Annotated in this window: 26 protein-coding genes; 16 read left to right on the top strand and 10 right to left on the bottom strand. The window is 46.0% G+C overall.

Features of this window, described 5'->3' with window-relative positions; genetic code table 11:
• Window positions 1-242: 242 nt before the first annotated feature.
• Window positions 243-1,757: a family 10 glycosylhydrolase gene (locus J7545_RS16065; RefSeq protein WP_318700522.1), complete on the bottom strand. Its 1,515-nt coding sequence runs from the start codon at window positions 1,755-1,757 to the stop codon at window positions 243-245.
• Between the two features lie 271 nt (window positions 1,758-2,028).
• Between J7545_RS16065 and J7545_RS16060 the strand changes: the two genes are divergently transcribed.
• Window positions 2,029-2,760, top strand: coding sequence for a PEP-CTERM sorting domain-containing protein (locus J7545_RS16060; protein WP_318700521.1), 732 nt, complete (start codon window positions 2,029-2,031; stop codon window positions 2,758-2,760).
• Window positions 2,761-2,834: 74 nt separating this feature from the next.
• Here the strand turns inward: J7545_RS16060 and J7545_RS16055 are convergent, their stop codons facing one another.
• Window positions 2,835-3,746 carry a MoxR family ATPase gene (locus tag J7545_RS16055; protein ID WP_318700520.1) on the bottom strand — a complete coding sequence of 304 codons (912 nt, stop codon included), beginning with the start codon at window positions 3,744-3,746 and terminating at the stop codon, window positions 2,835-2,837.
• Between the two features lie 110 nt (window positions 3,747-3,856).
• Between J7545_RS16055 and J7545_RS16050 the strand changes: the two genes are divergently transcribed.
• The 3 genes from J7545_RS16050 to J7545_RS16040 all read left to right on the top strand — a co-directional run bounded on the left by J7545_RS16050 (window position 3,857) and on the right by J7545_RS16040 (window position 6,571).
• Entirely contained in the window at window positions 3,857-5,404 is a 1,548-nt protein-coding gene (locus tag J7545_RS16050; RefSeq protein ID WP_318700519.1) for a type II CAAX endopeptidase family protein, read from the top strand.
• 202 nt (window positions 5,405-5,606) lie between these two features.
• The gene (locus J7545_RS16045; protein WP_318700518.1) at window positions 5,607-5,852 is read left to right on the top strand and encodes a type II toxin-antitoxin system ParD family antitoxin; all 246 of its coding nucleotides are present in this window, start codon (window positions 5,607-5,609) and stop codon (window positions 5,850-5,852) included.
• A 47-nt stretch (window positions 5,853-5,899) separates the two neighbouring features.
• Window positions 5,900-6,571 carry a hypothetical protein gene (locus tag J7545_RS16040; RefSeq protein ID WP_318700517.1) on the top strand — a complete coding sequence of 224 codons (672 nt, stop codon included), beginning with the start codon at window positions 5,900-5,902 and terminating at the stop codon, window positions 6,569-6,571.
• On the opposite strand, the gene J7545_RS16035 is transcribed toward J7545_RS16040, so the two are convergent.
• Window positions 6,541-7,932 (bottom strand): UDP-N-acetylmuramoyl-tripeptide--D-alanyl-D-alanine ligase, encoded by a 1,392-nt coding sequence (locus tag J7545_RS16035; protein ID WP_318700516.1) that lies wholly within the window; start codon window positions 7,930-7,932, stop codon window positions 6,541-6,543. The genes J7545_RS16040 and J7545_RS16035 overlap by 31 nt on opposite strands.
• Window positions 7,933-8,427: 495 nt before the next feature.
• Here J7545_RS16035 and J7545_RS16030 point away from each other — a divergent pair, with 495 nt between their 5' ends.
• The 3 genes from J7545_RS16030 (at window position 8,428) to J7545_RS16020 (ending at window position 12,041) form a co-directional block, all read left to right on the top strand.
• A complete protein-coding gene (locus J7545_RS16030) occupies window positions 8,428-9,711 on the top strand; it encodes a hypothetical protein (protein WP_318700515.1) in 1,284 nt (427 codons plus the stop codon).
• A 261-nt stretch (window positions 9,712-9,972) separates the two neighbouring features.
• Window positions 9,973-10,542 carry a Uma2 family endonuclease gene (locus J7545_RS16025; protein ID WP_318700514.1) on the top strand — a complete coding sequence of 190 codons (570 nt, stop codon included), beginning with the start codon at window positions 9,973-9,975 and terminating at the stop codon, window positions 10,540-10,542.
• An 89-nt stretch (window positions 10,543-10,631) separates the two neighbouring features.
• Window positions 10,632-12,041, top strand: coding sequence for a GTP-binding protein (locus J7545_RS16020; RefSeq protein ID WP_318700513.1), 1,410 nt, complete (start codon window positions 10,632-10,634; stop codon window positions 12,039-12,041).
• A gap of 17 nt (window positions 12,042-12,058) precedes the next feature.
• On the opposite strand, the gene J7545_RS16015 is transcribed toward J7545_RS16020, so the two are convergent.
• Window positions 12,059-12,928, bottom strand: a complete 870-nt coding sequence (locus J7545_RS16015; RefSeq protein WP_318700512.1) for a retropepsin-like aspartic protease — start codon at window positions 12,926-12,928, stop codon at window positions 12,059-12,061.
• A gap of 82 nt (window positions 12,929-13,010) precedes the next feature.
• On the opposite strand from J7545_RS16015, the gene carA reads away from it, so the two are divergent.
• The 5 genes from carA to J7545_RS15990 all read left to right on the top strand — a co-directional run bounded on the left by carA (window position 13,011) and on the right by J7545_RS15990 (window position 16,546).
• A complete protein-coding gene (gene carA, locus J7545_RS16010; protein WP_318700511.1) occupies window positions 13,011-14,156 on the top strand; it encodes a glutamine-hydrolyzing carbamoyl-phosphate synthase small subunit in 1,146 nt (381 codons plus the stop codon).
• A gap of 114 nt (window positions 14,157-14,270) precedes the next feature.
• On the top strand, window positions 14,271-14,660 hold the full coding sequence (locus tag J7545_RS16005; RefSeq protein ID WP_318700523.1) for an STAS domain-containing protein: 390 nt from the start codon (window positions 14,271-14,273) through the stop codon (window positions 14,658-14,660).
• Window positions 14,661-14,739: 79 nt separating this feature from the next.
• Window positions 14,740-15,138: a Mini-ribonuclease 3 gene (locus J7545_RS16000; RefSeq protein ID WP_318700510.1), complete on the top strand. Its 399-nt coding sequence runs from the start codon at window positions 14,740-14,742 to the stop codon at window positions 15,136-15,138.
• 75 nt (window positions 15,139-15,213) lie between these two features.
• Window positions 15,214-16,173: a 23S rRNA (guanosine(2251)-2'-O)-methyltransferase RlmB gene (gene rlmB / locus J7545_RS15995; protein ID WP_413038635.1), complete on the top strand. Its 960-nt coding sequence runs from the start codon at window positions 15,214-15,216 to the stop codon at window positions 16,171-16,173.
• An 85-nt stretch (window positions 16,174-16,258) separates the two neighbouring features.
• A complete protein-coding gene (locus J7545_RS15990; RefSeq protein ID WP_318700508.1) occupies window positions 16,259-16,546 on the top strand; it encodes a DUF1816 domain-containing protein in 288 nt (95 codons plus the stop codon).
• 33 nt (window positions 16,547-16,579) lie between these two features.
• On the opposite strand, the gene J7545_RS15985 is transcribed toward J7545_RS15990, so the two are convergent.
• A complete protein-coding gene (locus J7545_RS15985) occupies window positions 16,580-17,392 on the bottom strand; it encodes an alpha/beta hydrolase (protein ID WP_318700507.1) in 813 nt (270 codons plus the stop codon).
• The gene (locus J7545_RS15980) at window positions 17,389-17,865 is read right to left on the bottom strand and encodes a nitrate reductase associated protein (protein ID WP_318700506.1); all 477 of its coding nucleotides are present in this window, start codon (window positions 17,863-17,865) and stop codon (window positions 17,389-17,391) included. The genes J7545_RS15985 and J7545_RS15980 overlap by 4 nt, the downstream gene beginning before the upstream one ends.
• 240 nt (window positions 17,866-18,105) lie before the next feature.
• Here J7545_RS15980 and J7545_RS15975 point away from each other — a divergent pair, with 240 nt between their 5' ends.
• Genes J7545_RS15975 through J7545_RS15965 form a run of 3 tightly spaced genes read left to right on the top strand, consistent with a single transcriptional unit; the run spans window position 18,106 to window position 20,698 of the window.
• The gene (locus tag J7545_RS15975) at window positions 18,106-19,083 is read left to right on the top strand and encodes a GDP-mannose 4,6-dehydratase (protein ID WP_318700505.1); all 978 of its coding nucleotides are present in this window, start codon (window positions 18,106-18,108) and stop codon (window positions 19,081-19,083) included.
• A 53-nt stretch (window positions 19,084-19,136) separates the two neighbouring features.
• Window positions 19,137-20,252, top strand: coding sequence for a glycosyltransferase (locus tag J7545_RS15970; protein WP_318700504.1), 1,116 nt, complete (start codon window positions 19,137-19,139; stop codon window positions 20,250-20,252).
• A 56-nt stretch (window positions 20,253-20,308) separates the two neighbouring features.
• On the top strand, window positions 20,309-20,698 hold the full coding sequence (locus J7545_RS15965) for a hypothetical protein (RefSeq protein ID WP_318700503.1): 390 nt from the start codon (window positions 20,309-20,311) through the stop codon (window positions 20,696-20,698).
• Window positions 20,699-20,736: 38 nt separating this feature from the next.
• Here the strand turns inward: J7545_RS15965 and J7545_RS15960 are convergent, their stop codons facing one another.
• Together J7545_RS15960 and tmk are read right to left on the bottom strand one after the other, a co-directional pair.
• The gene (locus J7545_RS15960) at window positions 20,737-21,147 is read right to left on the bottom strand and encodes a DUF1622 domain-containing protein (RefSeq protein ID WP_318700502.1); all 411 of its coding nucleotides are present in this window, start codon (window positions 21,145-21,147) and stop codon (window positions 20,737-20,739) included.
• A 174-nt stretch (window positions 21,148-21,321) separates the two neighbouring features.
• Entirely contained in the window at window positions 21,322-21,975 is a 654-nt protein-coding gene (gene tmk, locus J7545_RS15955) for a dTMP kinase (protein ID WP_318700501.1), read from the bottom strand.
• Window positions 21,976-22,031: 56 nt separating this feature from the next.
• Between tmk and J7545_RS15950 the strand changes: the two genes are divergently transcribed.
• The gene (locus J7545_RS15950) at window positions 22,032-22,445 is read left to right on the top strand and encodes a hypothetical protein (RefSeq protein ID WP_313898632.1); all 414 of its coding nucleotides are present in this window, start codon (window positions 22,032-22,034) and stop codon (window positions 22,443-22,445) included.
• A gap of 109 nt (window positions 22,446-22,554) precedes the next feature.
• Here the strand turns inward: J7545_RS15950 and J7545_RS15945 are convergent, their stop codons facing one another.
• Together J7545_RS15945 and J7545_RS15940 are read right to left on the bottom strand one after the other, a co-directional pair.
• Window positions 22,555-22,989 carry an FHA domain-containing protein gene (locus tag J7545_RS15945; protein ID WP_318700500.1) on the bottom strand — a complete coding sequence of 145 codons (435 nt, stop codon included), beginning with the start codon at window positions 22,987-22,989 and terminating at the stop codon, window positions 22,555-22,557.
• A gap of 362 nt (window positions 22,990-23,351) precedes the next feature.
• A complete protein-coding gene (locus J7545_RS15940) occupies window positions 23,352-25,664 on the bottom strand; it encodes a heavy metal translocating P-type ATPase (protein WP_318719851.1) in 2,313 nt (770 codons plus the stop codon).
• Window positions 25,665-25,923: the final 259 nt, after the last annotated feature.

The raw sequence follows: 25,923 nt of genomic DNA, 5'->3' as shown, positions 1-25,923 counted from the left end.
CAACAAAATCGTTGCTTCGGCAGAGCGAGCTACATGTTTCCGAAGTGTTAACTCTCCATCCATCGTCTACTCTACTCTTCAGCTCTTTACCTTCCCTCTTATTCTAGCCCTCTTTCGGCAGAGTGACAAAAGAGGGGTATAGCAGAGAAAGAGTTGGTGAGGACATGGTTCAAGAGTGAAACCTAGCTACCATCACCTATTCCCTATTCCCTATTCCCTATTCCCTAGCGCGCAGCGCTATATTACTGAGGGCGACAAGAACGCCGTTGGCGATCAATCTGCGGTTCTTGCCAAGAAAAGGCAAAATGGCTAATGGCTGAAATGCGGCCCTGCCAGCGTTGAAGGTCGCGCATCTGAGCTTCTAAAGAGGGTCGATTTCTGTAGGTTTCCCCCCATTGTCCTGCTAAGACGGGCTTCACTTGCACCTCTTGAGTGGCCATACTCAAGACTCGCTCCACTTGTTCCGTAATACATTCAGTTCCTCCACAAACGCCATAGGACATGGGATGCCATTCCATAGAAGCTGGGAATCGATCCCAAGGTTGCAATCGGGAATCATAACCTTTGCCAACGACTTTGTTGGCATCCGGGAAAAAGACCGCTCCAGTGGGTAACCCTTGGCGTTGAGCCGGGGCACTAGCGAGAGCGAGAAAGTCGATGACCCCTTGCAGAGCATGGGCAACAGTGAGGAACCACAATTCCTGTTGGAGACGATTCTGCTGTTGCCCTAAACTGAGGGAGGTTTGGGGTACTTGGCGACCCTGCCAGAGGGGTTGACCTTCTTGGGGATGGCGGCGATTGGCAGCTTGAATATCGTCGATGGTAATATACCCCTTGCTGATATAGGCTTGAATTAAGTCCCGACCTTTGTTATTGGTGGCTCGTTGATAGAGGGACTGTTGAGATGCGGGGCCATAAATCCATAAATCTTGGACTTTTGTCGCCACCGAAGCGGGGCCAGTGAGCCGAGGATAGCGAATATAATCAAATAGCATTCCATCAGGTTGGCGTTTGAGGATGGAATTAACTAAGTAATAATAGTCTCGTTTGGCTTGGGGATGGTAGGGATCGATAAACACATTCTCTGTGTCGCCTCCAGTCACATCATAACTGGTATCTTTTTGATCGTGGACGGAGAGACTGGTATCATTATTGCCATTGCGGGCCAGGACTTGTTGGCGATCGCCAAGCAGACTATAGTTATACCCAAAATTCATCGAAAACAACCAGGCATAAACTCGTAATCCCCTTTGTCTGGCTTTCTGAATCGCTAAGGCTAACAAATCCGCCTTTTCTTGTCCTTGAAGCCGAACGACAGAGGGCCAAGGTGTGGGGTTATCATTGACCGGTAAGAGGACTTGGCTATCATAAAATACCTCAACATAGACTTCGTTATATCCCTTATTAACAATCTCATCCATCACCCGATCCAAATTCCCGTTAAATAGATCGCAGGGATAGAGCCGTAGCCAAATAGCCTGAGTTTGGGGCCAAGTGCGATTGCGACAATTTTGCAGTTGAGCAGTATGTTGTTGAATCAGAGCTTGATAGCGCCTTTGTGCTTCTGGATTTCCACTCAGGGCTGCTTGACGGACCTGTTCTTTTTCTTGCCGCTCTCGATCGGATAACTGACAATAGGCATTGACTGCCGCCAAGCTAGATTTGACTTGAGTTAAGGTTCCTAAAATCGGGGACACAACTAGCAACAGAGCCAGCCAAAGATTCAACTTTTGAAGTCTCAAGAATGGAAAAGTCATGAAAAAAAGGATTAATGAGGTTGGAGTACCTTGTAGAGGCAGGGAAAATTTGGATTAGGCGATCGCCAAATATTGCTCGTCATCTTAACATTAATTCAATTGAGCCAGATCGTCGATCCGTACTTTTCCCAATCTTCATACCCCTGTGAAGAGTTGGTAAAGAAGGGGATTTAAGCTAGTCATCCGAGGAACTGGCAGCTTAAATTAGGCATATGACATGCACTTAATCTTATTCAAACCCCTAAAGATGCCCTACCCAGGAGAAATAACGATGAAATCTACTCAAGTCTTTGCTGCGATCGCCACTACTACCACCTTAAGTGTAATGGCAATGACTAGCGCCGCCCAAGCCTTCACCATCGGTGGCCATCTGAACGGGGCAGAATTTGACGCTTTAGGTTTAGACATTCCCTGGGCAGCCGAAAGCCGTATTGGTCGCGTAGGAGACCATGAACTTAATATTCATGACCATACCAACAGTGCCCAAAATCGGGTTCAAGCCAACTACGACAACTGGGTGAGTGGTGAAGCCGTTGATTTTTCCTTGGTTTTTGACAGTGCGCTCAATACCCTTACTTATACAGTAGCTGGTATTGAACTGAGTAAAACTGAGATCTTCGAGGACAATTTTTCCGACCTCTACATCCGCACAGCCGCTCGCAAAGAAGGAACTAGCATGGTAGTCAATAACTTATTCTTGAGCGATGCAACCATGTCATCAAGTATTGGAGATTTCTCCAGTGCCTCCTGTTCTGGAGGAGTCGGTTGTGGATACAATGATGCCGACTACCTTCACATCGGCAATATTGTGGGTGACTTTACCCTAACTGGACAATCGACCATGACTTGGGGAGCAACGAAACCAAAGAATTCTAACCTTGCCTATCAAATTAAACTGGTGGAAGGAAATCCCTCAGTTCCCGTTCCTGAACCCGCTACCTTGTCCCTTTTCTCTCTGGGCTTAGTCGGTTTGTTAGCTAGTCGCAAACGCCGTCAATTCTAATTAACAATTAATAATTAACAAGGATAGGGTTTCTGAATCTTCATTAACAATAGCAGAAACCCTATTTTCTTGATTTAAGTCCCGGTGGGAACCGATCGCAACAACCGCTCGATAATCACCCTTGCTTGTCGTCCTCCAGTCGGAATCATACGATGGCACAGGACATGAGGAGCCAAAAACTTGACATCATCAGGGGTGACATAATCGCGATTTTCTAGGAAGGCTAGAGCTTGCGTTGCTCGTTGTAAAGAAATTGCTCCCCTGGGACTGACTCCTAACGTAATCTCTTCATCCTCGCGGGTTGCGCGCACTAAATCCACAATATATTGCTGTAAGGGCACTTCCACCTTCACTTGCAAACACTCATTTTGCAGTGTCTTTACTTCCGCCAGAGAAATACAAGGTTTCAGGTGATCGACCGGTTTTGAGCCTGAATGTTGTTGCAACATCTTTAACTCTTCCGATTCCGTGGGATAACCCAGAGAAAACGACAACGCAAACCGATCCATTTGCGCCTCCGGTAAGGGAAATGTGCCTTGATATTCCACCGGGTTTTGCGTCGCAATCACAAAAAAGGGAGACTCTAGAGTATGGGAAACTCCATCCACAGTTACCTGCTGTTCTTCCATTACTTCCAAAAGCGCTGACTGGGTACGGGGAGTGGCGCGGTTAATCTCGTCGGTGAGCAGCACATTGGCAAAAATCGGCCCTGACATAAACTTAAATTCCCCCGTATTCGGGTTCCAGATATTGGTTCCAGTAATATCACTAGGGAGCAGATCGGGGGTACATTGAATCCGTTGAAACTTACCATCAATGGAACGAGCTAAGGATTTAGCCAGTAAGGTTTTTCCCACTCCAGGAACATCTTCTAAAAGGGCATGACCTCCAGATAAAAGGGCTACAAGTACAAGACGAATTGGATCGTTTTTACCGACGATCGCTTGATTCAGGTTATCGATTAATTGCTGGATACGCTCTCTCATCCGCTGATTACTCCCCAAGCTTATTGTTTATAGAATAGCTTGGTTTCGATTCAGGATGTCTAGAATACTCCGGTACAATGGGATCTTGCCATCCCACCTAGAAGTGTTCTATGACCTCTGAAAAGCAACCTCTAACCATTAAGCAAATTGGGCTATTGTTCTTAACGGCGATCGCCCTTAGCCTGATCACCCTCTTTTTGTATAACAGTTGGAGCCAACCCCAGTTTCAAGGTCAGTTAGAACTCTATCAGACCAATTTACTCCTGAATTCGTCTGTGTGGAAGGGGGAAAATTTAACCCCCCAAGCCCAAGGGGTGTTGCGTCAAACGCTGATCGGGGTTGAACCGGTGTCAACGGCGATCTCCCAATATGAAGATGCTCAAAAAGATAGCCAAAATCATCTGGAGAAAACGCGCCAGCAACTCACCGAGTTAAACCAGCAACCGGTAGCAAATCTGACTCAGGAGACCCTCCTAAAACAGGCGATCGCCTCTACACAAGAGAGTTTAGAAAAGATTAATCTTAATTTGGGTCTTTTAAAAACCCAGGCAGATCGAGTGCCAGAAGCTTTGCAATTATGGCAAAAATTAGCCGATGATCCCCAATCTTTTACCGGAGATACAGCACAGGCTTTAATCGGGTTATGGGAAGATTCGCCCCAGATTCTCTCAGAGGCACCATTGATGTTGGATCTGGAGTTATCGGGATGGTTTCGTTATCAGGCATTATCACGACTGTATGAGATCCAGGGTGACGAATTAGCCTTAAGGGAGCTGGAGACTCAGCAACAGGAGATCGCGTTTCAAGGGATTCGTAAACTGCTGATTGTGGCTGGGTTGCAGTCAGTGGGAATATTCTTAGGAACTGCCTTATTGGTGCTAGTCGTACTGCAATGGATCGTTCAACGAAAAGAGTCTTGGTTATCTCAAAATCAGGGGGTTACAGAAGTTCCCTGGAATTGGGATACTATCTTGTTAGTCTTAGTAGCGGGATTTTTCTTCATTGGCCAATTGATTTCGCCGGTCATTTTCCGGGAATTCTTAAGTCTATTTTCCTTTACTCGTGGCAGTGGAGTTCGCGCCGATGCCCTTATTATTTTAATGTCCTATTTGGTGAGCAGTGCTGGAGCATTAGGGATTTTATATGTGGCGGTGAATCCCTTTAAACCCCTACCACAAAACTGGTTTAAGTTTGATATTAAAGCGTCAGGTATAGTGTGGGGAATAGGGGGATTTTTGATTGCTATTCCCGTGGTATTATTGGTGTCTTTAATCAATCAAATTCTATGGCAAGGTCAAGGGGGTAGCAATCCAATTTTACCGTTAGCGCTGCAAGGGAATGATTGGGTTGCGATCGCCTGTTTCGCTTTTACCGCATCTGTTGCTGCACCGGTATTTGAAGAAATTATGTTTCGCGGTTTCCTGCTTCCATCCCTCACCCGCTATGTTCCAGTCTGGTTGGCGATTACGTTGAGTGGGTTTGTTTTTGCGATCGCTCACCTGAGTCTATCAGAAATCATTCCCCTCGCCACCTTAGGTATAATTATGGGAATAGTTTATACCCGTTCCGGCAACTTACTCGCGCCCATTCTCCTCCATAGTTTATGGAATGGAAATACCCTGTTAAGTTTATTTCTCCTAGGCAGTAGTCTTTCTTGACTTGATCTATACTAGATTTAGTGAATATAGCGCTTTGCGCTAGGGAATAGGTAATAGGGAATAGGGAATAGGGTTGTGGTATATGGCTTTAAGGATTCAATACTGTCCCTCATAGCAGCGCAAAGCGCTGTATGTTGTATCGGTTGAATGATAGATATGATTTTCACTAGATCTCTTTTGATTGAACGAGTAAATTGTTGTCATGAATATCATTTTAAGTCCGGAACAAAAGCAATTCATTGAATCTCAAATCAATAAAGGAAAGTATCTGAATAGTCAAGAGCTAATTAAGAAAGCTTTGCAATTATTAGAAAAACAAGATCGAGAATATGAAAGATGGATTGAAGATACTCACAAAAAAGTTGTTGTTGGAATTGAACAATTAGAAAAAGGAGAAAAAATGGAGGGGAAAGTTGTGGTGGCACAATTGCAAAATAAGTTTAAGTAAATGCAGGAAGGTGGAATTAAAATGATTTTCTGAGGTCACCATTAAATATGCCTTTTAGTGCTTATAAAGACTTGAGTGCGGTTCTTAAAGAATTTGAGATTATCCAAAATCAATCCAATTTCATTATTGAAACCCCTTTTAAAATCTCGCCATACTTCCGGGAACATTTAGGTATTCTTCTAGAAGATGGTGTGGTGGATAATTCAGAATACGCTATCTGTGAATCCATCATTGCTCCGATTTTGCAAGAAATTTGGAAACAGTACCGGAGTAAGTTTATTCTCTGGAGCCATCAAACCCTTCGCTATGAAGATTCATTATCTGGAATCCCAGAATATATCTTAGCTCAAAAGTCTCCTTTGGGAAAACGGGTATTTGACCGCCCGTATTTTGTGATTGTGGAAGCAAAAAAAGATGACTTTAACCAAGGATGGGGCCAATATCTAGCAGAAATGCTTGCCGCACAGAAAATGAATGAAGACTCGGATCAAGAAGTTTTTGGAATCACTTCTAATGGAGAAGTCTGGAAGTTTGGGAAGCTCAGACGGAATCGTTTTATAGAAAATAAGACATTTTATACGATTCAAGACTTAGATCAACTTTTTGCTGCCATCAACTATGTTTTTCAGCAATGTGAGAGGATAGTCGATCGGCAAGTTATTCCCCAAAATAATCAGCTTGATGGGGTCTATGAGGGTTCAGGATTGTCTAATCCGTAATGTTCTAAGATCGCTTTCACTACCCGATCCAAACCTACAGAATGGGATGCTTTAAATAAAATGCGATCGCCCGGTTGCATGAGGACTTTAAGCCGTTCAATGACCCGTTCATGGGTCGTGTAGACTTCACAGGGAATCTCGCGGATACCTTCGTCAATACCTTCTACATCTTCGTCATCTTGCAAAACCATTACTCCATCTAAGGATGGCAGTTGTTCTGCCCATTCTCCCAGTTGGCGATGATATTCAAAGGAATTCTCGCCTAATTCTTTCATGGCTCCCAAGACGGCGATGTGGCGGTATCCTGGAGTTTGATCCAATAACTCTAAGGCGGCTTTCATCGATTCTATGCCCGCATTATAGGTTTCATCAAGCAGGACGATATCATTCGGTAAAACATAGCGTCCCGATCGCCCGCTTGGTAAAGTTACAGATAATCCGGCTTGTAGTGGTTTCCAGTCTAACCCTAAAACCTTAGCCACGGCGATCGCGGCCAGATAATTAGATGCATTATGACGGCCCGGAAGCGGTAAGGGTAAGCGTACTCCTTCTAACTCCAAGGTTTCTGTATCGATCAATTTTCCCTGACAGTCCCCTGCACTCAATCCATAGGTCAGGGTTTGACCCGACCACACTCGATCCGCCGTTGCCAGTAATCTCTCATTATCAGCATTTAAAATTGCTACTGAGTCTTTCGGCATTTTTTCGAGTAACTCACATTTCGCTTCGGCGATCGCCTGTTCTGACCCCAGCAGACCAATATGAGCAGTTCCCACATTCACAATTACCCCAATCGTCGGCTGGGCCAACTCTGAAAGCAAGGCAATTTGCCGCCGCCCCCGCATAGCCATTTCCAGCACCGCATAGTTATGAGTCCCTGATAATTCCAAGAGTGTTTTTGGCACCCCTATCTCGTTATTAAAATTTTTTTGCGTTTTGAGAATTTTTTTGGTACGATTACTTCCTTTGAGGTGGGCTAAAACAGCCGCAATTAATTCTTTTGTGGTAGTTTTGCCACAAGATCCAGTGACCGCAATCACTGGAATATCGAACGTCCTTCTCCACCAACTGCCTACAGTTTGATAAGCAACCAATGTATCTTCAACTTGTAGTTGAAGACCCCCATCGGGAACCAGAGTATCGACAATAGAGGCAACCGCGCCTTTGGCGATCGCCCGATCAACAAAATCATGACCATTAAAGGTTTCCCCTCGCAAAGCCACGAAAACCGATCCAGGAACCAGAGAACGAGTATCAGTCGAAATACTCGTCACTTCTAACGTCTGGTCTAATTGTGGCTCATGGATGACCGTAGCCCCTAGAACATCAATTAACTGGGCAAGGGTGACCTGAAATGTCATGATGACCTAACTATTCCTCTAACCAATATACTTTGCTGTCCTTCATTGCTGAAGTCTTAATTTCCAGGATACCTCATAAATTCACTGAAGCTTTACAGAAAACTCGGATCAAAAGGAGGTGCTTTACCAAAACTTTAAAAAAAATTCTCTCAATTGCAGGTAAATTATAGAGGAGGATAATTTTGAGACTATCATTCGATCGCTCAAATGCAGCGATTTATCAGGGTTTATCCCGATCTGGAGCAGACAAACTCCCTCTCAAAATTCCCAGAATTAACGGATGCAGGGTGACCCCATTCAGGGGGAAAATAGGGAATAATAAAAGTTATATAATTTACGGATAAGAAAAACATAGGGTGCCCAGACCTTAACTGGAAACCATCCATATACTGAAATAGAATAGATAAACCTATAGGGTCAAGGTCTCGATCGTATTGAGTAAAGCACGAAAGGGGATAACCCCCATATATATATTCAAATCTAGGGGGATGTACAATGAACAGGCGAACGAACACTACTTATAACAAATCCAACCGAATTGCTCAAGAACAGGTGATCTATGAGCATCTCCTCGAATGTGTCCAAGCAGAAACCCCCGAGCAACTCGTCGATCGATTCCAGCAACTATTTATCCATGGACTCGGATACGATAATCAAGAAGTAGTAGCTGCCTTAAATGCCCTAACCTCGGCTAAAGGGGCAGAAGAGGACTTTAAATTTGTCATTAACCGCTGTTGTCATATTCTAATTAACCAGTGGCGAACCTATCCCCAACATCAAAATAGCATTCCAGATTTAGTCCACCTATTCGATCGTAGCCGCAAGGGTCTCAATGGTGGATTGACCCAAATGCGCTCCGTTCATCGTCTGCGCTCTTTAGTTCAAGACTTTACAAACACAGAACAATATGTAACGCTCTCTCGGTTAGCGGAAGTCTTTAGCGCCACACCCAAGCCAGCAGGGGATCGGGTTCCTCTCAAACAGCTTATTCACCGCTATCCCTACCTCTATTCCCACTGCATGTTAAGCGACCAAAGTAGTTCAGAGCAACAAAATACTGTCAGACAAGTTCAAACTCAAATGCAACAAAAGTTTGAGAAAAACCTGTCCCAGTATGTCACCTATCGAGTTCGGCAAAGCCAGATGCTGCGCCTATGTTCCCCAGAAAAGGCCAAACGACTGGTCAAACCGGAAGAAAATCCTACTCTATTGAGCGATCGCGAATTAGTCGGCGCACTCAAACACTATATTGGTAAAGTTGAAGGATCGTATACTCACCAAGACTTAGCTCAATCCTTTATCACCCATACCCATCAAGTGAGAACATTCAGAGAGTACAAAGATAGTCTTTATGAATATCTCTCAAGCTCCATCGAATCCAGCTATGGTCAACGGAAGTTTAATAAACAACTCTACGAGCATCTCAGTAATACCCTCCCCCAAAGCGACGATCAAAAACCAAGTGACTTCCTCACGATCCGTACTTGTAGTCAACTTTTAAACTTCATGGTAGTTCAGGGTCAACAGAACCCCCAACACTATACCTTTATTGACCTCCTCTCCAATAACGGTCCCACAGCCACCATTGGACTATTGCTCAAAATTGTCCTAGTCTGCCGTAAAGTCAAACCCTACTTAGAAAAGCGCCTCGCTATCCTCTATAACCACTATGAAAACTCCACGAAGTCTACTGTTTCTTGGTTGGTTCATGCTCTAGAACATATGAATGTCGCCCTAAGTACCAACTTCGGTAAAGTCGATCTCTCGATCATCCGTTAAACTGAGGGATTGGGCGATCGCCCAAAAAGATAGCCCGATCTGCAAGCGTACACTTACTAGCGCAAAGCGCTAGGGAATGGGGAATAAGGAATAGGATTGTACTACATGACTTTGAGGATTCGGTATCGTACCCCATAACATCGCAAAGCGCTCTCATGCAGCTCCCCAATACCATTTCTCCTGGTTAGTTTGGGGTTGTAGATATCCGTTCGTCTAAAATGGAGTCAGGTCATCCAAGCCATGGAAAATCTATAAAAACGTATGGTTGCGCGCCCTAAATCCGATTTTATCAGCCCAGAAGAGTATCTGGAAATCGAAGAACAGAATACCATCAGACATGAATATATTGATGGTCAAATGTATGCCATGTCAGGAGGTACTGATAGCCATAATATTATTGGTGGTAATTTGTATATGTTGCTCCGCAATCATGTACGAGGAACGGATTGTCAGGTCTATTTCAACGATGTAAAGGCACAGATAGAAAAACAGAATCGGTTTTATTATCCCGATTTAATGGTTGCTGGCGATCCGAGGGATCGGGAAACTTCGGTGTATAAGCAATTTCCTAAATTAATTGTGGAGGTGTTATCTCCCAGTACAGAAGGATTCGATCGCGGGGATAAATTTAATGATTATCAAACCTTGGAGACGTGGGAAGAATATGTGCTAGTGAACACAAAACAGCAGCGAGTAGATATTTTCCGTTGCCATGGAAAACAGCAGTGGTCTTTTCAATCTTATACCCAAGATTCGGGAACATTTGCACTACAGAGTTTAGGGCTAGAGGTGTCTTTTGATCCATCGTACAAGGATGCGGGGATTGATTAAAAATTAACAATTTTCAGGTCGGCGGTAGCCGAAATAATTAACTGGTAGGGGCGAGTTTAGGGAATTAATTTTTTATTTTTAATTGATCCATGAGTGCAGCAGATTTTGAGCAAGAACTGGAACAAACCGTTCTTAGCTTCGCCGATATTCAAGCGGAATTAAACTATAAACAGGCCACGGAATCTTTACAATCCTTGGTCTCAAATTTGGATTTGAGCCATTCAGAACGGTCGGGTCTAGAAGCAGAAATTGAAGATTTACAAGGAATGCTCGACAAGTTAGAACAAAGTCGGGTACAAATTGCCGTATTTGGTTTGGTGGGACGGGGTAAATCTTCAGTGCTGAATGCACTGTTAGGAGATCGAGTGTTTGAAACCGGCCCTATCCATGGAGTGACTCGCGCTATTCATGGAGCGTCCTGGGAAGTTTGCGATCAACAGGAGTCAGAGTTAGTACGGGTGACCATTGGCCATCAAGGACAGGCTCAAATTAAGCTCATAGATACGCCAGGAATTGATGAGGTCAATGGTCAGCAGCGAGCGGCTCTTGCTCGCGAGGTGGCGAAGCAGTCAGACTTAATTTTATTCGTGATTGCTGGGGATATGACCCAGGTAGAATACGAAGCTTTGTCTCTCTTGCGAGCCGAGAGTAAGCCGATTTTGCTGGTGTTTAATAAGATCGATCAATATCCGGATACTGACCGGATGATGATTTATGAAAAAATTCGCGACGAACGGGTAAAGGAGTTGTTGTCCCCAGAGGAAATTGTGATGGCGGCTGCTTGTCCGTTGGTTCCGGAAGGGGTACTACAGCCGGATGGCAGTTTGGGGGTGAAACTGGTGCGGGGAGAACCGCAAGTGGAGGATTTGAAACTGAAGATTTTGGAATTGCTCGATCGCGAAGGCAAGTCTTTAGTCGCGTTAAATACCATGCTCTACGCCGATACGGTGAATGAGCGGTTAGTTCAACGAAAGATGGAAATTCGTGAGGGGAAGGGGAATCAAATCATCTGGAATTCCGTGAGGGTCAAGGGATTAGCCATCGCCCTAAATCCGGTTACGGCGATCGATTTACTCAGTGCAGCGATCGTTGATGTGGTGATGATCCTGAATTTATCTAAGCTCTATGGTATACAGATGACCCAACAAGGGGCCTTGAATTTACTCCAAAAAATTGCGATCGCCATGGGAGGTATTAGCGCCGGAGAACTATTCGCCAACCTGGGACTCAGTAGTCTCAAAGGTTTACTCGGTTTAGCGACTCCCGTGACGGGAGGAGTTGCCTTAGCACCCTATTTATCTGTCGCTATCAGTCAAGCAGCCATTTCTGCCCTATCTTCCTATGGCATTGGCCAAGTGACCAAAGAATATTTAGCCAATGACGCATCTTGGGGCCCGGATGGGCCAAAAGCAGTCGTTAGCCGCATTTTATCAGGTTTAGATGAGAGTTCTATTTTAAATCGGATTAAGGAGGAATTATGGACAAAACTACATCATTAACACTTAATAATCGTTAATTACCTCGGTTGAAAGACAATCTGGTCTTGGCGGATAATCAGGTCATAATCGCCAAAAAAGTCATGGCCGAGTAAGCCAATGTCCAACTGGGAACCGGCAATAACCACGGGTAAATTCTGCACAACTAAACTTTTAACGGCAATAGATTCGACCAAACCAATGGGGACTGTAACTCCTTTGGCACTCGCAGTATCCATTTTTGCAGACCCGATGAGAGGAATATTCAGGGATTGGGCCATCTTTTGGGTAATCACTACTCCTGTTGCTCCCGTATCAACGATCATTTCAAAGCTTTGGGTCTGATTAAACACCACATCAATCACTGGTGTTCCTCCCTCTCGGCGCTTAATGGGAGTTTGAATGCTGCCCGGTTGAGCAGAATAGGGTCTGCGTCGAACCGGTTGAACGGGGGTGACAGGTTTAACCGCAATAATTTGGGGGGTGGGAGCAGGCGCTGGGGAAGCGTTTTGACTTTGGTTTTGAGCGTAAGTCAGGTTTTTCTGATATTCATTGATTTTTTGTTGAGCTAGGGCATAGTGGGGACTTTGGGGTGAGATGTGTTGGAGAAGCGCGATCGCCTGTTGCCATTGCCGTGTCACTAACTGCCAATCCCCTGGAGATGCGGCAGACTGGGCGATACTGGCTGCACCATAGGCTTTATCTAAGGCTCGTTGTAGGGTTTTTTGATCTTGGACAACTGGAGAGGGGGCTGCCGAGGGAGAAGGGGAAGGGGAGACAATCGCCTGGGGGACTTCTGGGGTTGGCGGATCGGACCCCTCAACGGGCGATCGCCCACAGGCTACGATCCCGACTGCCATTCCTAATACAATTAAGCCTTTCACCGGTTCTAACCCGATCTGAGTATTCATTGGCAAAAACAATCTAAAAAAACCATAGCTTCCTTTTCCCCTGTGCGATAATAACCAGCGTTCTTAATCCTGCTTGATGCCTATGCCACTCAAAGATGCTCAACCCGCCCTCCTCGTCCTTGCTGATGGCACAGCCTATCGCGGTTGGTCTTTCGGTGCAACTGGAACCACCCTCGGAGAAGTTGTGTTCAATACGGGAATGACAGGCTATCAAGAAGTCCTCACCGATCCCAGTTACTGTGGCCAAATTGTAACATTTACTTATCCGGAATTGGGCAACACTGGGGTTAACTTAGATGACGAAGAATCCGATCGCCCCTACGTCAAAGGAGCGATCGCTCGCAACATTTGCAGTGTGCCCAGTAATTGGCGCTCCACGGAATCCCTACCCGACTATCTTAAACAACATAATATTATCGGTATTTACGGTATCGACACCCGTTCTCTAACCCGCAAGCTCCGGGGCTTTGGATCCATGAATGGGGGCATCTCCACCGAAATTCTCGATCGGAACCAACTGCTCGAAAAAGTCAAACAAGCCCCCAACATGAACGGACTGAACCTAGTTCGTGAAGTGACCACCGCTTCCACCTACGAATGGTCAGACACCACGCCAGATCTCTGGGAATTCAACCCCGAAGGCATTAAAGATAATACACAAAAATATACCGTAGTGGCGATCGATTTTGGAGTCAAACGGAATATCTTGCGTCGGTTAGCCAGCTATGGTTGCCGTGTCATTGTGGTTCCGGCTAATACTCCCTCTGAAGAAATCCTTCGCCATAACCCCGATGGTATCTTCTTGTCCAATGGGCCAGGAGACCCTTCTGCGGTGACTGAAGGCGTTGAAACGGCCAAACAGCTACTCACGGCTGGAAAACCCATGTTTGGCATTTGTATGGGTCACCAAATTCTGGGACTCTCCCTGGGAGCGCAAACCTATAAACTCAAATTTGGTCATCGAGGTCTCAATCAACCCGCTGGACTATCGCAAAAAGTGGAGATTACCAGCCAAAACCATGGATTTGCCATTAGTGGGGAATCTCTCGATCCCCAAGTAGAAGTCACCCATCTGAACTTAAACGACAAAACCATCGCCGGACTGCGCCATAAAGAACTGCCAATCTTCTCGGTTCAGTATCACCCAGAAGCAAGTCCTGGCCCCCATGATGCTGATTATCTGTTTGAAAACTTTATTCAGGCCATGGAAAATTACCGCGCGGCCTAAGTTCCCTGGAAACTATGGCATAAGGGACATCAGAAATGTTAATCTAGATCTCCGACTGTCCAATCTTGAATAGTCCTTTCATGGGGTTTACCCCTAAAAATTCGTTGATTTGATCTGAAATCAAAGGAGGGTAGAATTAAGGCTGAACCACTCACCCTGACTGTTAGTTTAAGAGGCACACGCAGCGTCAGCGGTAATGCACAAATTTTTCGCCTCACGGGTTTATTAGATGCATTTTCTGAACCCGCATTTCGTAAGGTCATCGGTAAATGTATTGATGAAGGGCCAAAGCACATTATCCTAGACCTGTCTAAGATTGATTTTGTGGATAGTTCTGGGTTAGGAGCTTTAGTCCAATTGGTGAAAAAAGCTCAGACTGAAGAAGGAAGTCTACAAGTGGTTGCCAATGCTCGTGTATTGCAAACTGTAAAACTGGTTCGACTAGAAAAGTTCCTATCGGTGTGTGACACGATTGACCAAGCCCTTGAAAATACGAAGAACTGATGACCAGGATAGGTCTTAACCGAGCTATCCAGTCCTTTTACTGGATAGCTTCCTATTTTAATTGTGGTGGGGGCACTTAGTGGTACTCGACCCGCGATCGATAGTTCCCGATCCTATCGACTTGCAACGATTATCGCCAGCGGCTTTAGCCTATGTGGGGGATGCTGTATATGAGTTGTACATGCGGACTTATTATCTAATGCCTCCCAAGAAATCGCCACTCTATCATCAAGCGGTTGTCCAACAGGTTCGCGCTGAACAGCAAGCTCAATATCTACAAACCCTAATTCCCTACTTAAGTCCAGAAGAGTTAGATATGGTTAGGCGGGGTCGCAATAGTGTCCATCGTTCCCCCCGACGCTTAGACCCCCAAATTTATCAACAAGCGACTAGCTTAGAAACCCTCATTGGTTATCTCTATTTAAGCGACCCCTCTCGATTGCATCAGTTATTGGGGATGCTTAATCTTGATGAATAACTAAAAATGTGTCCTGTTCGACAGACAGCCGAAAAAGCGATCGGGCAAACTACACCTTTAGATACGATTAATCCTATGGCAGCATTCCATAAACCCCGTCCTCAACGGAAATCCGAGGGGAGACGTTTTTCACGTCCTCAACTCAAAGGCAAACCCAAACCTGTACTCAAGCATCGCCCGTCTGCGGTAGAAACTCCCCAAGAGTCACCCCAAGAGCGATCGCCAGAAGTTGTGGAGGACTCGAACCCCGACCTAATCTATGGTCTCCATCCAGTACTCGCCGTCCTTAAAGGAGAACGGCATATCAATCGTGTCTGGATTACAGCCAAAATGAGGTATGATTCTCGATTTCATACCCTCCTCAACCAGGCTAAAGCGAACGGAACCGTCATTGATGAGGTAGACTATCGCCGACTCGACCAAATTACAGAGCGGGGAAATCACCAAGGAGTTGCCGTTCAGGTGGCTCCTTATCAATATATAGAGTTATCCGATCTGATTACCAGAGCCAAAGAACAAAGCCCCAATCCGGTCTTAGTTATTGCTGATGGAATTACCGATCCCCATAACCTAGGGGCAATGATTCGCACGGCTGAAGCCTTGGGATCTCAGGGTCTCGTGATCCCCCAACGGCGAGCTGTGGGGATCACCTCCACCGTGGTTAAAGTTGCAGCCGGATCTTTAGAATCTTTCCTGGTTTCTAGGGTTGTCAATCTAGCTAGGGCCTTGGAAGAATTGAAGGCATCTGGATTTTGGATTTATGGAACTGTTGCCGAATCAGGAGAAGCTCTCCCTAAAGTTAACTTTTCTGGGGCGATCGCCCTCGTCATTGGTTCAGAAGGCAGTGGGCTAAATTTACTAACCCAGCGCCATTGTGATTTTCTCATTTCTATCCCTCTCCCAGGTAATACCCCCAGCCTCAATGCTTCTGTTGCTGCTGGAATGAGCCTTTATGAAATCTACCGGCAACGGTGGACTACCCCTTTGGATATTTCTGGTCAGAGCAATTGCCAAAATAAATTGAACCATGTATAACAAAATGTAAAGAAATATGACCATCGCTCAATATCGTCCGCTCAACTTTATTGTCCATCGGCAAAGTCAATAGGCAGGCTAGTCAATGAATAACGTCCAAGATTTGTTAGTGAATACCCAAAACTTCCTTGGTTTCGCCTACTGGATTGAAATCAAAACCCAAACACCCTCTTGTACTTACTACTTTGGCCCCTTTCAGAGCATAGAAGAAGCGGAAGAAGCCCAACACGGTTATGAAGAGGATCTCAAAGCTGAAGCTGCTGAAGGCATCAGTACCCTGATTAAACAGTGTAAGCCTGAAGCCCTTACTATTTCTGGAGACTTGGGGGAAATCGGTAATCGGCAGGAGGCCATAGGGAATTATAGGGAATAGGGAAAGCCGGGTTTCAAAATTACCCATTACCCATTACCAGGCCTGAGAGTCTAACCAATGGTCAATATCGGCTAAAACCAGGTTAGGGACTTCCCAAGGGAACAAATGGGCAGTTTGTAGATAACAGTGCCATTGACTCTTGGATAGAGCTTGTGCGGTTTCCCAACTGGAATCGGCTGTAATATGACAATCATGTGACCCAGCTAAAACTAAAGCTGGGCATTGAATCTGAGCGAGAGCATCTCGGCGATCGTAGCGCTTTCTCAGGGCCCGATTCAAGGCTTGATGGGCGGCCCGAGAAGTCGAGAGATAGGCTCTTGTGCCCTCCTGAGCTAAATAGCGATAGGCTTGGGGGGTATGTTGTCGGATTAAGGTGCGAAAGAGCGATCGCCTCCCAAACTGCTCAATATTCCACTCCCATCCTGGCTTGATCCCATTCAACAGTACTGCTATCCCCGTATACAGATAATCCTTCCAATTGACTGGAGGATGATTCCCACGGGGTCGAGCTGCTGTAGCAATCAGAATTAGCCCCTTCACCCGTTGCGGATGTCTCAAAGCCAACTCCAGGGCCAAAATACCCCCCAAAGACCATCCCAAGAGCAAAAATGAGTCAATTCCCAACCGTCCTAGAAGCGCCTCAAGATCGGCCAAATGATCGGTTAACTCAAACTCTTTTCGTACCTGGGAACGACCATAACCGCGCAAATCTGGGGCCAACGTCCAAAACCTTTGAGAGAGGCGATCGGTAAATACGGACAGGGAGCCACTTGTCCCTGGATGGCCATGTAAACACAATATCGGGAACCCTTCCCCCTTCAACTCCACAAACAAATCCTGGCTCATGGCAAAATCTGAAATTCCCTCAATGCAGGGACAAAATTGTGATTTTCATGACTGGGGCGACTCAGTTTAATTAAGGCAAAACGCTGGGCTGGAGTCAGTTTTGACCATTGCTCCAGAGTCAAATTAACCGTCACACTCTCCGCCTTTTCCACTACAACTGTGGGTATAACTGTTGCATCCATCCAAGGGCGATCGGGATCGATCGCCAGATCCTTGGGAAATCCCCCCGTTTTCGCGAAGACCAACTCTCGCAACTGTTCCCGATAGGTTTGCTGTTCCTCTAGAGTCTCACAAGGTAAAGCCATCAGCTCTTCTCTCTCCTCTACCGTCAATTGATGCCAATGGGTTAACTTCAGTTTCACGCCACAAGTATCCAATTTCATCCGTACCTGCATAGGAATACAGCGCAGGTCTTGCACAAAATCAGCTTCAAACTGAAACAAAGATAGGTTTTTGCCCTGATTATGACTCATGAAGGATCTGTCAATGGGGGTTTCTACAGAGTCTAGCAACGAATGGAGTTGTGCGATCGAATTGCACAACTCCAAGTGAAACAAAAATACTGATTATTCGGTAGAATTTTACTAAATTTCTGAACAGATCTCGAAGCGATCTCTTCATTGGGCTTTGCGCCCTTCGCAATCCCCTATCCTAGTTCAATCCCCCAGAGATGACTTAACATAAAAATAGAAACACACTTTACCAACTATCCCATGACCAAAACAGCAATCATTACAGGAGTGACAGGTCAAGACGGTTATTACTTGAGTCAGCTACTCTTAGGAAAAGGATATCATGTAGTCGGGTTAGTCTCTCCTCAACGCAAAAAAAATGTTTCTAAACTAGGAGAGTTAGCAGAACGGATCGAGATTTATCCTGTAGAATTAACGGATAGTGAGGCTTTGATTGAAATGGTTGAAGCCAAGCATCCAGATGAAATTTATAATCTAGCTGCCCCTAGTTTTGTCCCAGATTCTTGGAACGATCCGTTAGGCACTTTAGACTTAGTAACCGGAACCGCAACGCGCTTACTCGATGCTGTGCGTAAAGGAGATTTAGATACCCGATTTTATCAGGCCAGTAGTTCGGAAATGTTTGGCGATGTGCAGTGTTCTCCCCAGGATGAAGAAACCGCATTTCGACCCAAAAATCCCTATGCAGCGGCTAAACTTCATGCCCATTGGACTATGGTACATCATCGGCAACGATATGGTTTATTTGCCTGTAGTGGAATTTTATATAATCATGAATCTCCTCGCCGACCCCGAAATTTTGTTACTCGAAAAGTGTCTTTAGCAGCCGCTTCAATTAAGTTGGGTTTGAGAGAAAATTTAGAGATGGGAAGTTTAGAAGCAAAACGGGATTGGGGCTATGCTGGCGATCACGTGGAAGCCATGTGGCGAATGCTTCAAGCAGATGAACCAGAAGAATATGTAATTGGGACAGGAAAACTACATAGCGTTCAGGATTTGGTTGCTACAGCGTTTGCTTGTGTCGATTTAAATTGGGAAGACCATGTCACGATTAATCCCAAGTTTTTACGAAAAGATGAACATTTTCAATTGGTCGCGAATCCGACCAAGGCAAAGACGAAATTAGGATGGCATCCGCAGGTGAGTTTTGAACAATTGATTGAGAAAATGGTAAAACAGGATTTGGAGTTATTAAAACAGGGAGAGATAGGGAGATAGGGGAACACGGAGATCTCCTATTCCCTATTCCCTATTCCCTATTCCCTATTCCCATGGATATATTTGTTTTTTTAGAAATCTTTAGCCTGGAAGGAGGTATCCAATCCTATGTTAAAGATATTCTCAGCAGTTATACACAACTGTGCGCTCAAGACCCCGATCAAAGGGCTGAAGTTTACCTGTTGCGAGATAAAGCGGGATGTGATAATCCTTTTGAGGGTGAACCGGGTCTGAAGTTTTATTACTTCAAAAAAGAACAAGCTTGGTTAGGTCGAATTCATTTAGCCAGTACGCTCTTTCTTCATTTACTCCAAAAACGGCCTCGTCGCGTGTTTTGTGGCCATGTGTATTTAGCGCACTTGATACAACTGTTATGCAAGCCTCTGGGCATTCCTTATACGGTATTAACCTATGGTAAAGAAGTGTGGGAACCTTTAGCGCCGAAATATTACAATGCCCTCCAAAAAGCGGAATGGGTTTGGACGATTAGCCGTTATAGTCGAGATCGGACGAGTATCAATAATCAAGTCGATCGCCAGAAATTTGAGCTGCTCCCCTGTGCGATCGATGGGGATGTGTTTACCCCAGGGCCTAAAAATCTGGAGTTAGTGCAAACTTATCAGCTAGAGAATGCCAAAGTGTTAATGACGGTTGCTCGGTTATGGAGTGGAGATATTTATAAAGGGGTTGATGTGACTATCCGAGCATTACCCAAAATTGCTCACGCTATCTCAGATGTGAAGTATTTGGTGATTGGACGGGGAGACGATCGCCCTCGGTTAGAGCAATTAGCTGAGGATCTGGGAGTGAGCGATCGCATCGTCTTCGCTGGTTTTGTGCCTGATGAGGCTCTTGTCGATCACTATCGTCTTGCCGATGCTTATATTATGCCATCCCAAGAAGGCTTTGGTATTGTATATCTTGAAGCGATGGCTTGCGGTGTCCCCGTATTATCAGGGGATAATGATGGTTCCGCCGATCCCCTGGAAGATGGGCGTTTGGGGTGGCAAGTCCCCTACCGAGACCCGGAAGCGGTGGCAACGGCATGTATCGAAATTCTGCAAGGGGGCGATCGCCGCTGTGACGGTTCCTGGTTACGGGAACAAGCTCTCTCTGGGTTTGGAAAACCAGCCTTTACCCAACGGTTAGCTCAACTTCTCCATAACTGACAATTGGGTAACTGAGCCATTATCCTAGGAAGAGACAACCCCATAAGGAGGCGATCGTGAACTTAAACGATTGGAAAAAACTTCAGATTAACCTATCCGGTATTGGCTTTTGGTTAGCCCTTTTTGGGGGAATTTGGCTGTTAGGATCGGTGGGTTTGGGCTGGATTGTCCATTCGATTCTGATTCTGATTGTCCTATTGGCGATCGCTCCTGTTATTTTTCTTATTGCTCTGCGCTGGTGGTTGCAACGAAATCTGATTGAGTCTTCTTGTCCCGTGTGCCAAACCTCATTTCCGGCGTTAAATAACACTCAAGTGCGCTGTCCTGGTTGTGGGGAACCCCTGAAAGTCGTCTCTGGCAAGTTTACGCGTTTAACTCCCGATGGCACAATTGATGTTGAGGCGATCGATGTGTCTGTACAACAAATCGATGACCGAGGAAGTTAGGAATTAATGGCTTGAGGCGGTAAACTTGAAATTCATCGCTATTCTCCAGATTGTAACTGGCTTTGCTCATTGAGTTTCTCTCGTAATTCGACTTGCTCCACTAATTCCTGATTCAAGAAATAATTGAGGAATGTTCGGATAATGGCGATCGCCCCCAATTTTCCCAAACTTTCCCAACTTGGCGCAACTGTTGTTGCTAAAATATCCGCCCCTAGCTGAAACTCCAGCGCCAACGCCAACCAAGACCCCAATTTAATTCGCAGCAGTACAAAAGGAGTATCCGAATTCCCTTGTGGCATCAGCTTCATTTGAGGCATCAGTTGGATCGCTAATCGCAGAGTTTGCACCAAACCAAGGAGAATGCAAAACACAGCGATCATCTCAAAGGCTAGTTGAATGATTCCAATGAAGCCACTAAAAGCTTCTTCAACATGATGTATCCATTCCATAGCTTCAGGTTGGTATGGTTTACTCCTATAGCAGAGAAAGAGTTAGTTAGGACTCCGGCTCAATACTGAAACCTAGCTACAATAACTTATTCCCCATTCCCCATTCCCTATTCCCTATTCCCTATTCCCCATTCCCCATTCCCCATTCTCCATTCCCTAGCCCACAGCGCTATATTAACCGTTCATCCTGATTTTAAGGGCAGTCCGAATCTGAGCCTGTACCCGATCTTCGGGCAAATTGGCATCAATACGAATCATGCGCTCTGGATAGGTGTGGGACAGACTCTCAAAGCCCTGTTTGACGCGATGATGAAAGGCCAGATCTTCTTGTTCCATGCGATCGGCTGATGCCCTTTGGCGCATTCGTTTAAGTCCAGTTTCCACATCGACATCCAACCATAGGGTGACATCACTTTGGATACCTTGTGTAGCAATTTGATTGAGTTGATGGATTAAGTCTAAACTTAAACCACGACCGTAGCCCTGATAAGCGAGGGTCGAATCGGTGAAGCGATCGCATAAAATAATTTTGCCTGCCTTCAGTGCAGGTTGGATAAACGCTTGGATATGTTGGGCGCGATCGGCTGCATAGAGTAACAACTCTGGAATATCATAAATCCAACTATCCCCCAATAACACCGCCCGTAACTGTTCGCCCAAAGGTGTACCTCCGGGTTCCCTGGCGATCAGGACTTCTTGAGAGAGCCAAGACCTCAGCCACTCTGAGGTTTGCTGGATTTGGGTCGTTTTTCCTGCACCCTCAATTCCCTCAAATACAATTAACTTGCCCAACCCAGGGGAAAAACGCTCTAATGGTTCTACAATCATAGTTTTTTGGCGATCGTACCCACCTCACTCATTCTCTCGTGTCAATAAGAGAGGGAATGACTGGTAAGATGAGTTTCGATAATATAGTTAAAATTATCCGTGTTTTACGTCCGGAGTGTTTTATGGCTCGGTACACTTGTTTATTTACAGTAGCGCTTCCCAATAACAATCTCCGGCAGTCGTTGATTGAGATTCTCAAATCCTTGAATATTGAGGTTCAATACGATAGAGCCGAGTACCTCATGGGACGCGAAAAGCCTGGCAAAGTCCCTTTTGGCAAATTAGTTACCGTGGAAGTGTTGATTGATAACACAACCGCTACTGAAACGGAAATTAAAATGACCTTAGTGGCCAAAAACGAAGAGCTACCTTTACAACTGGACAATCACTGTCATCAACTGTTCCAACAGGTTAGCAAGCAAATTCAAGACAGCAGTCAATTGAAGTTGATTGATACAGTTCCTGGATAACCCGATGGCCAGTAGTGGAGTAGGGAGTGGGGCGTAGGGAGTAAGGGAAGATCCCCAATGACCTGTTACCTATTACCCATGACCTATTACCCATTACCAGTACGTAGGACTATATATCTTCTTCGCCCATCATACCGGGGCTAATTAAGGTAATATCGAATTCATCTGATGCGGGAGTCGTGACCACGCTTTCCCGGACTAATAGATAATAACTAGCTCTTACTTGGGGACCGAAGACAATTTCATCTTCATTCTTGAGGTCATGGGTGGGGACTTTTTTACCATTGACCATAATCCCGTTAGCGCTTCCTTTGCCTTTAAGATTACCGTCAACGATGCGGTAATAGTAATTTCCGTCTTCTTTGGGTAACCGAACTAGGGTCGCATGGCGACGAGAGACGAATTGGGAATATAGGCGAATATCGCTCTGTTCATGGCGACCAATGGAGTAAACTGGGGCTTCGAGTGTAAATTCTCGCCGTCCCTTATCGTCTTCAATAATGAGGAGATGATTTTGGTTAGATTGGGCAGAAGTTTCGGTCATTATTTAGATTATACCTATTCAATAACATCAATAACTTAGGGTTTAGTCCTCATTTAAGAGGTTTTAGGGAAGGGGCAAAGGACACGAAGCCTTGTTAACCGTAGATTTTGGGATTCCTTTTCTAGTTTAAACGCTCTTGATGGAGATAGTTACTCTAATTGGGAGTATTTTTAGAGAAACCATGAGTACAATAACTGGAGAATGGAAGCCCCCAGATGAGTACAACAAAGTGACAATTTTAATCGATTCTAGTCATATTGTGAAGTAGGGGAACGGATCTGCCAACAGTAGTAATATAAGCTATTGTGTATTGCCTCTTGCCTATTGCCCATTCCCCATTCCCTAGGGCGAAGGTTAGAGAGTCAAGTGGGGTAACGTCGGCGCAACAGCAGAGAGTTGGTGACGACACTGACGGAGCTAAAGGCCATGAATGCACCCGCAGTCGCTGGAGAGAGGAGAATACCGAATTGCGGCAGAAACACACCCGCAGCTAGGGGGATGGCAAGGATATTGTAGGCAAAGGCCCAAAAGAGGTTTTGGCGAATTTTGCTAAAGGTGTCTCGACCAAGGGTGATCGCGTGGGGAATGTCGGCGAGCCGATCGCCGATCAAAACCAGTTGTGCGGTATCCATCGCTACTTCAGTGGCGCTCTGGAGGGCAATGCCCACATCCGCTTGAGCTAGAGCAGGAGCATCGTTGATGCCATCTCCGACCATAGCGACGCGGGCAGATTTTTGTAACGTAGCGATCGCCTCGGCTTTGGCTTCGGGTTTCACTTCTGCCTGAATTTCGTCCTGACTCAGTCCCAGTTTTTCCCCCACGGCGTGGGCGGTTGCTTGGCGATCGCCGGTTAGCATCATCACGCTTAAGCCCATCTGCCGCAGAGTTTCCAGGGTTTCCCTTGCTTGGGGACGCAGGGGATCGATAATCCCTAACCATCCGGCCCATTGGCCATTGAGGGCGATCGCTACGACGGTTTTACCCTCTTGGGCAAGTTGGTCAATTTCTTCAGTATTCGCGGGTAAAATAACCTCTTGTTGCGCTAACCATTCGGGGGTTCCCAACAGTACTTGTTGTTGCTCCACCCAGGCATGAACGCCATAACCGGCAAGGGTTTGGAAACTTTCCGCCGCAGGTAAGATTAATTCCCGCTTTTGGGCTGCGTCTAAAATAGCACGGGCGAGGGGATGGTTCGTGCCTTGTTCAACGGCTGCCGCAGTTCCCAGGAGGAGATCGCTACTCCAACCTAGGGCCGGATTGGGGATACAATCGGTGACTACGGGAGTGCCTTGGGTGAGAGTTCCGGTTTTGTCAAAACTGATTAAGTCAATGGCGTTGAGTTGTTGTAGAGCTTGTCCGCCTTTGATCAGAATGCCTTGTTTTGCGCCAATTCCTGTACCGACTAAGATGGCGGTGGGAGTGGCTAACCCTAGGGCACAGGGACAAGCAATGACTAAAACGGCGATCGCCAATTTTAAGCTCAGTAGGACGGGAGAATAGGCAGTTTCCCCAGTTGCTAGTATATGGGGCCACAGTTGCACGCCCCACAGTTGCCAGAAGAGAAAGGTTAATGTGGCGATCGTCATAATGCCGTAAACAAAATAACCGGCTACCGTATCAGCCAGTTGTTGAATGGGCGCTTTACGGGTTTGGGCATTTTCCACCCATTGGATAATTTGACCCAAGGTTGTATCTGAGCCAACATGGGTAGTCTCCAGAGTGACGAGTCCCGACTCATTCACTGTTCCGGCACTAACCCAATCTCCCGCCTGCTTGGGTACGGGGATCGCTTCCCCGGTAATCATACTTTCGTTGACCGTGGTTTCTCCACCGACGACGCGCCCATCCACGGGAAAGCGTTCTCCTGGTAAGACTCGCAACCATTCCCCCACTTTCACGGTTTCAGCCGCAATATCAACGGGGGTTTCATCCGGCGTTGAACCGACGGGAATCAGGTGCGCTCGTTTGGGTTGTAGGGCTAAGAGGGCACTGAGATCGGCGGCGGCTTGGCTTCTGGCTCTGGCTTCTAGGGTACGACCGAGAAGAATAAAGCCGAGGAGCATCACCGGTTCGTCAAAGAAGCATTCCCATCCGGTTTGGGGAAAGAGCAGGGCAATGGTGCTGGTGGTGTAGGCAGCGATCGCCCCCAAGCCGACTAAACTATTCATATTGGGGCTATTGTTCCATAATCCCCGCGCCCCTTCGATAATGATGCTTCGTCCGGGAAAGAGGAGGGCGAGGGTGGCTAAACCCCAGTGAAACGCCATGGAACTTAGAAGAGGTAAATCGTGAAATCCATGGCCGGTAAAGGATAACAGCAATAAAGAGGCGGCGATCGCCAATTCTTTTTGATGTGCTTTCAGTTCCTCTTGATACCGCTGTTGGGGAGAAAGTGAGGAATTTCCGAAGTTTTCCGGCGATCGCAGTTGGCTGGGAAATCCTGATTCCGTCAGCTTTTCAGCCAATTGAGTGCCATTAACCGCGCCACTCTCATATTCTACTGCCGCTACAGCCGTCACTAAATTAACACAAGCAGAGCGGACTCCTGGCTGTTGAATCAGTTGCCGTTCCACAGCTTGGACGCATCCGGCACACTTCATTCCCGTCACATCTAAGGTTAGGGTTTCGAGGGATATTGAGTCTTGGGGGACTGGTGTTTGGGGAACGACTTGCATAGGCGGCTCTAGAACTCTCCACTACGATCTCTGGTCTAGTTTAGAGCAAGCCTATGGAACAAGAAAATTAAAAAATTCCTTCTCTTTCTAATCGCAAGAGCTTCGCCATGTCCTCGTGGGCTCAGGGGGTGACAACAGGCTTGAATCTAAGGCTACACTTGGCTTTGAGCCGTTAAAAGATGGCGAAAAAATCCAGCGATTTTTTGGGCAAGTAACCCTCTAACCTGATGCTATAGTTATGCGATCGCGACCATTGAGT

Origin of the sequence: Roseofilum sp. SBFL, from assembly GCF_017746885.1 — a bacterium.
Taxonomy (GTDB): Bacteria; Cyanobacteriota; Cyanobacteriia; order Cyanobacteriales; family Desertifilaceae; genus Roseofilum.
This window is presented reverse-complemented; position numbering and strand designations above follow the sequence as displayed.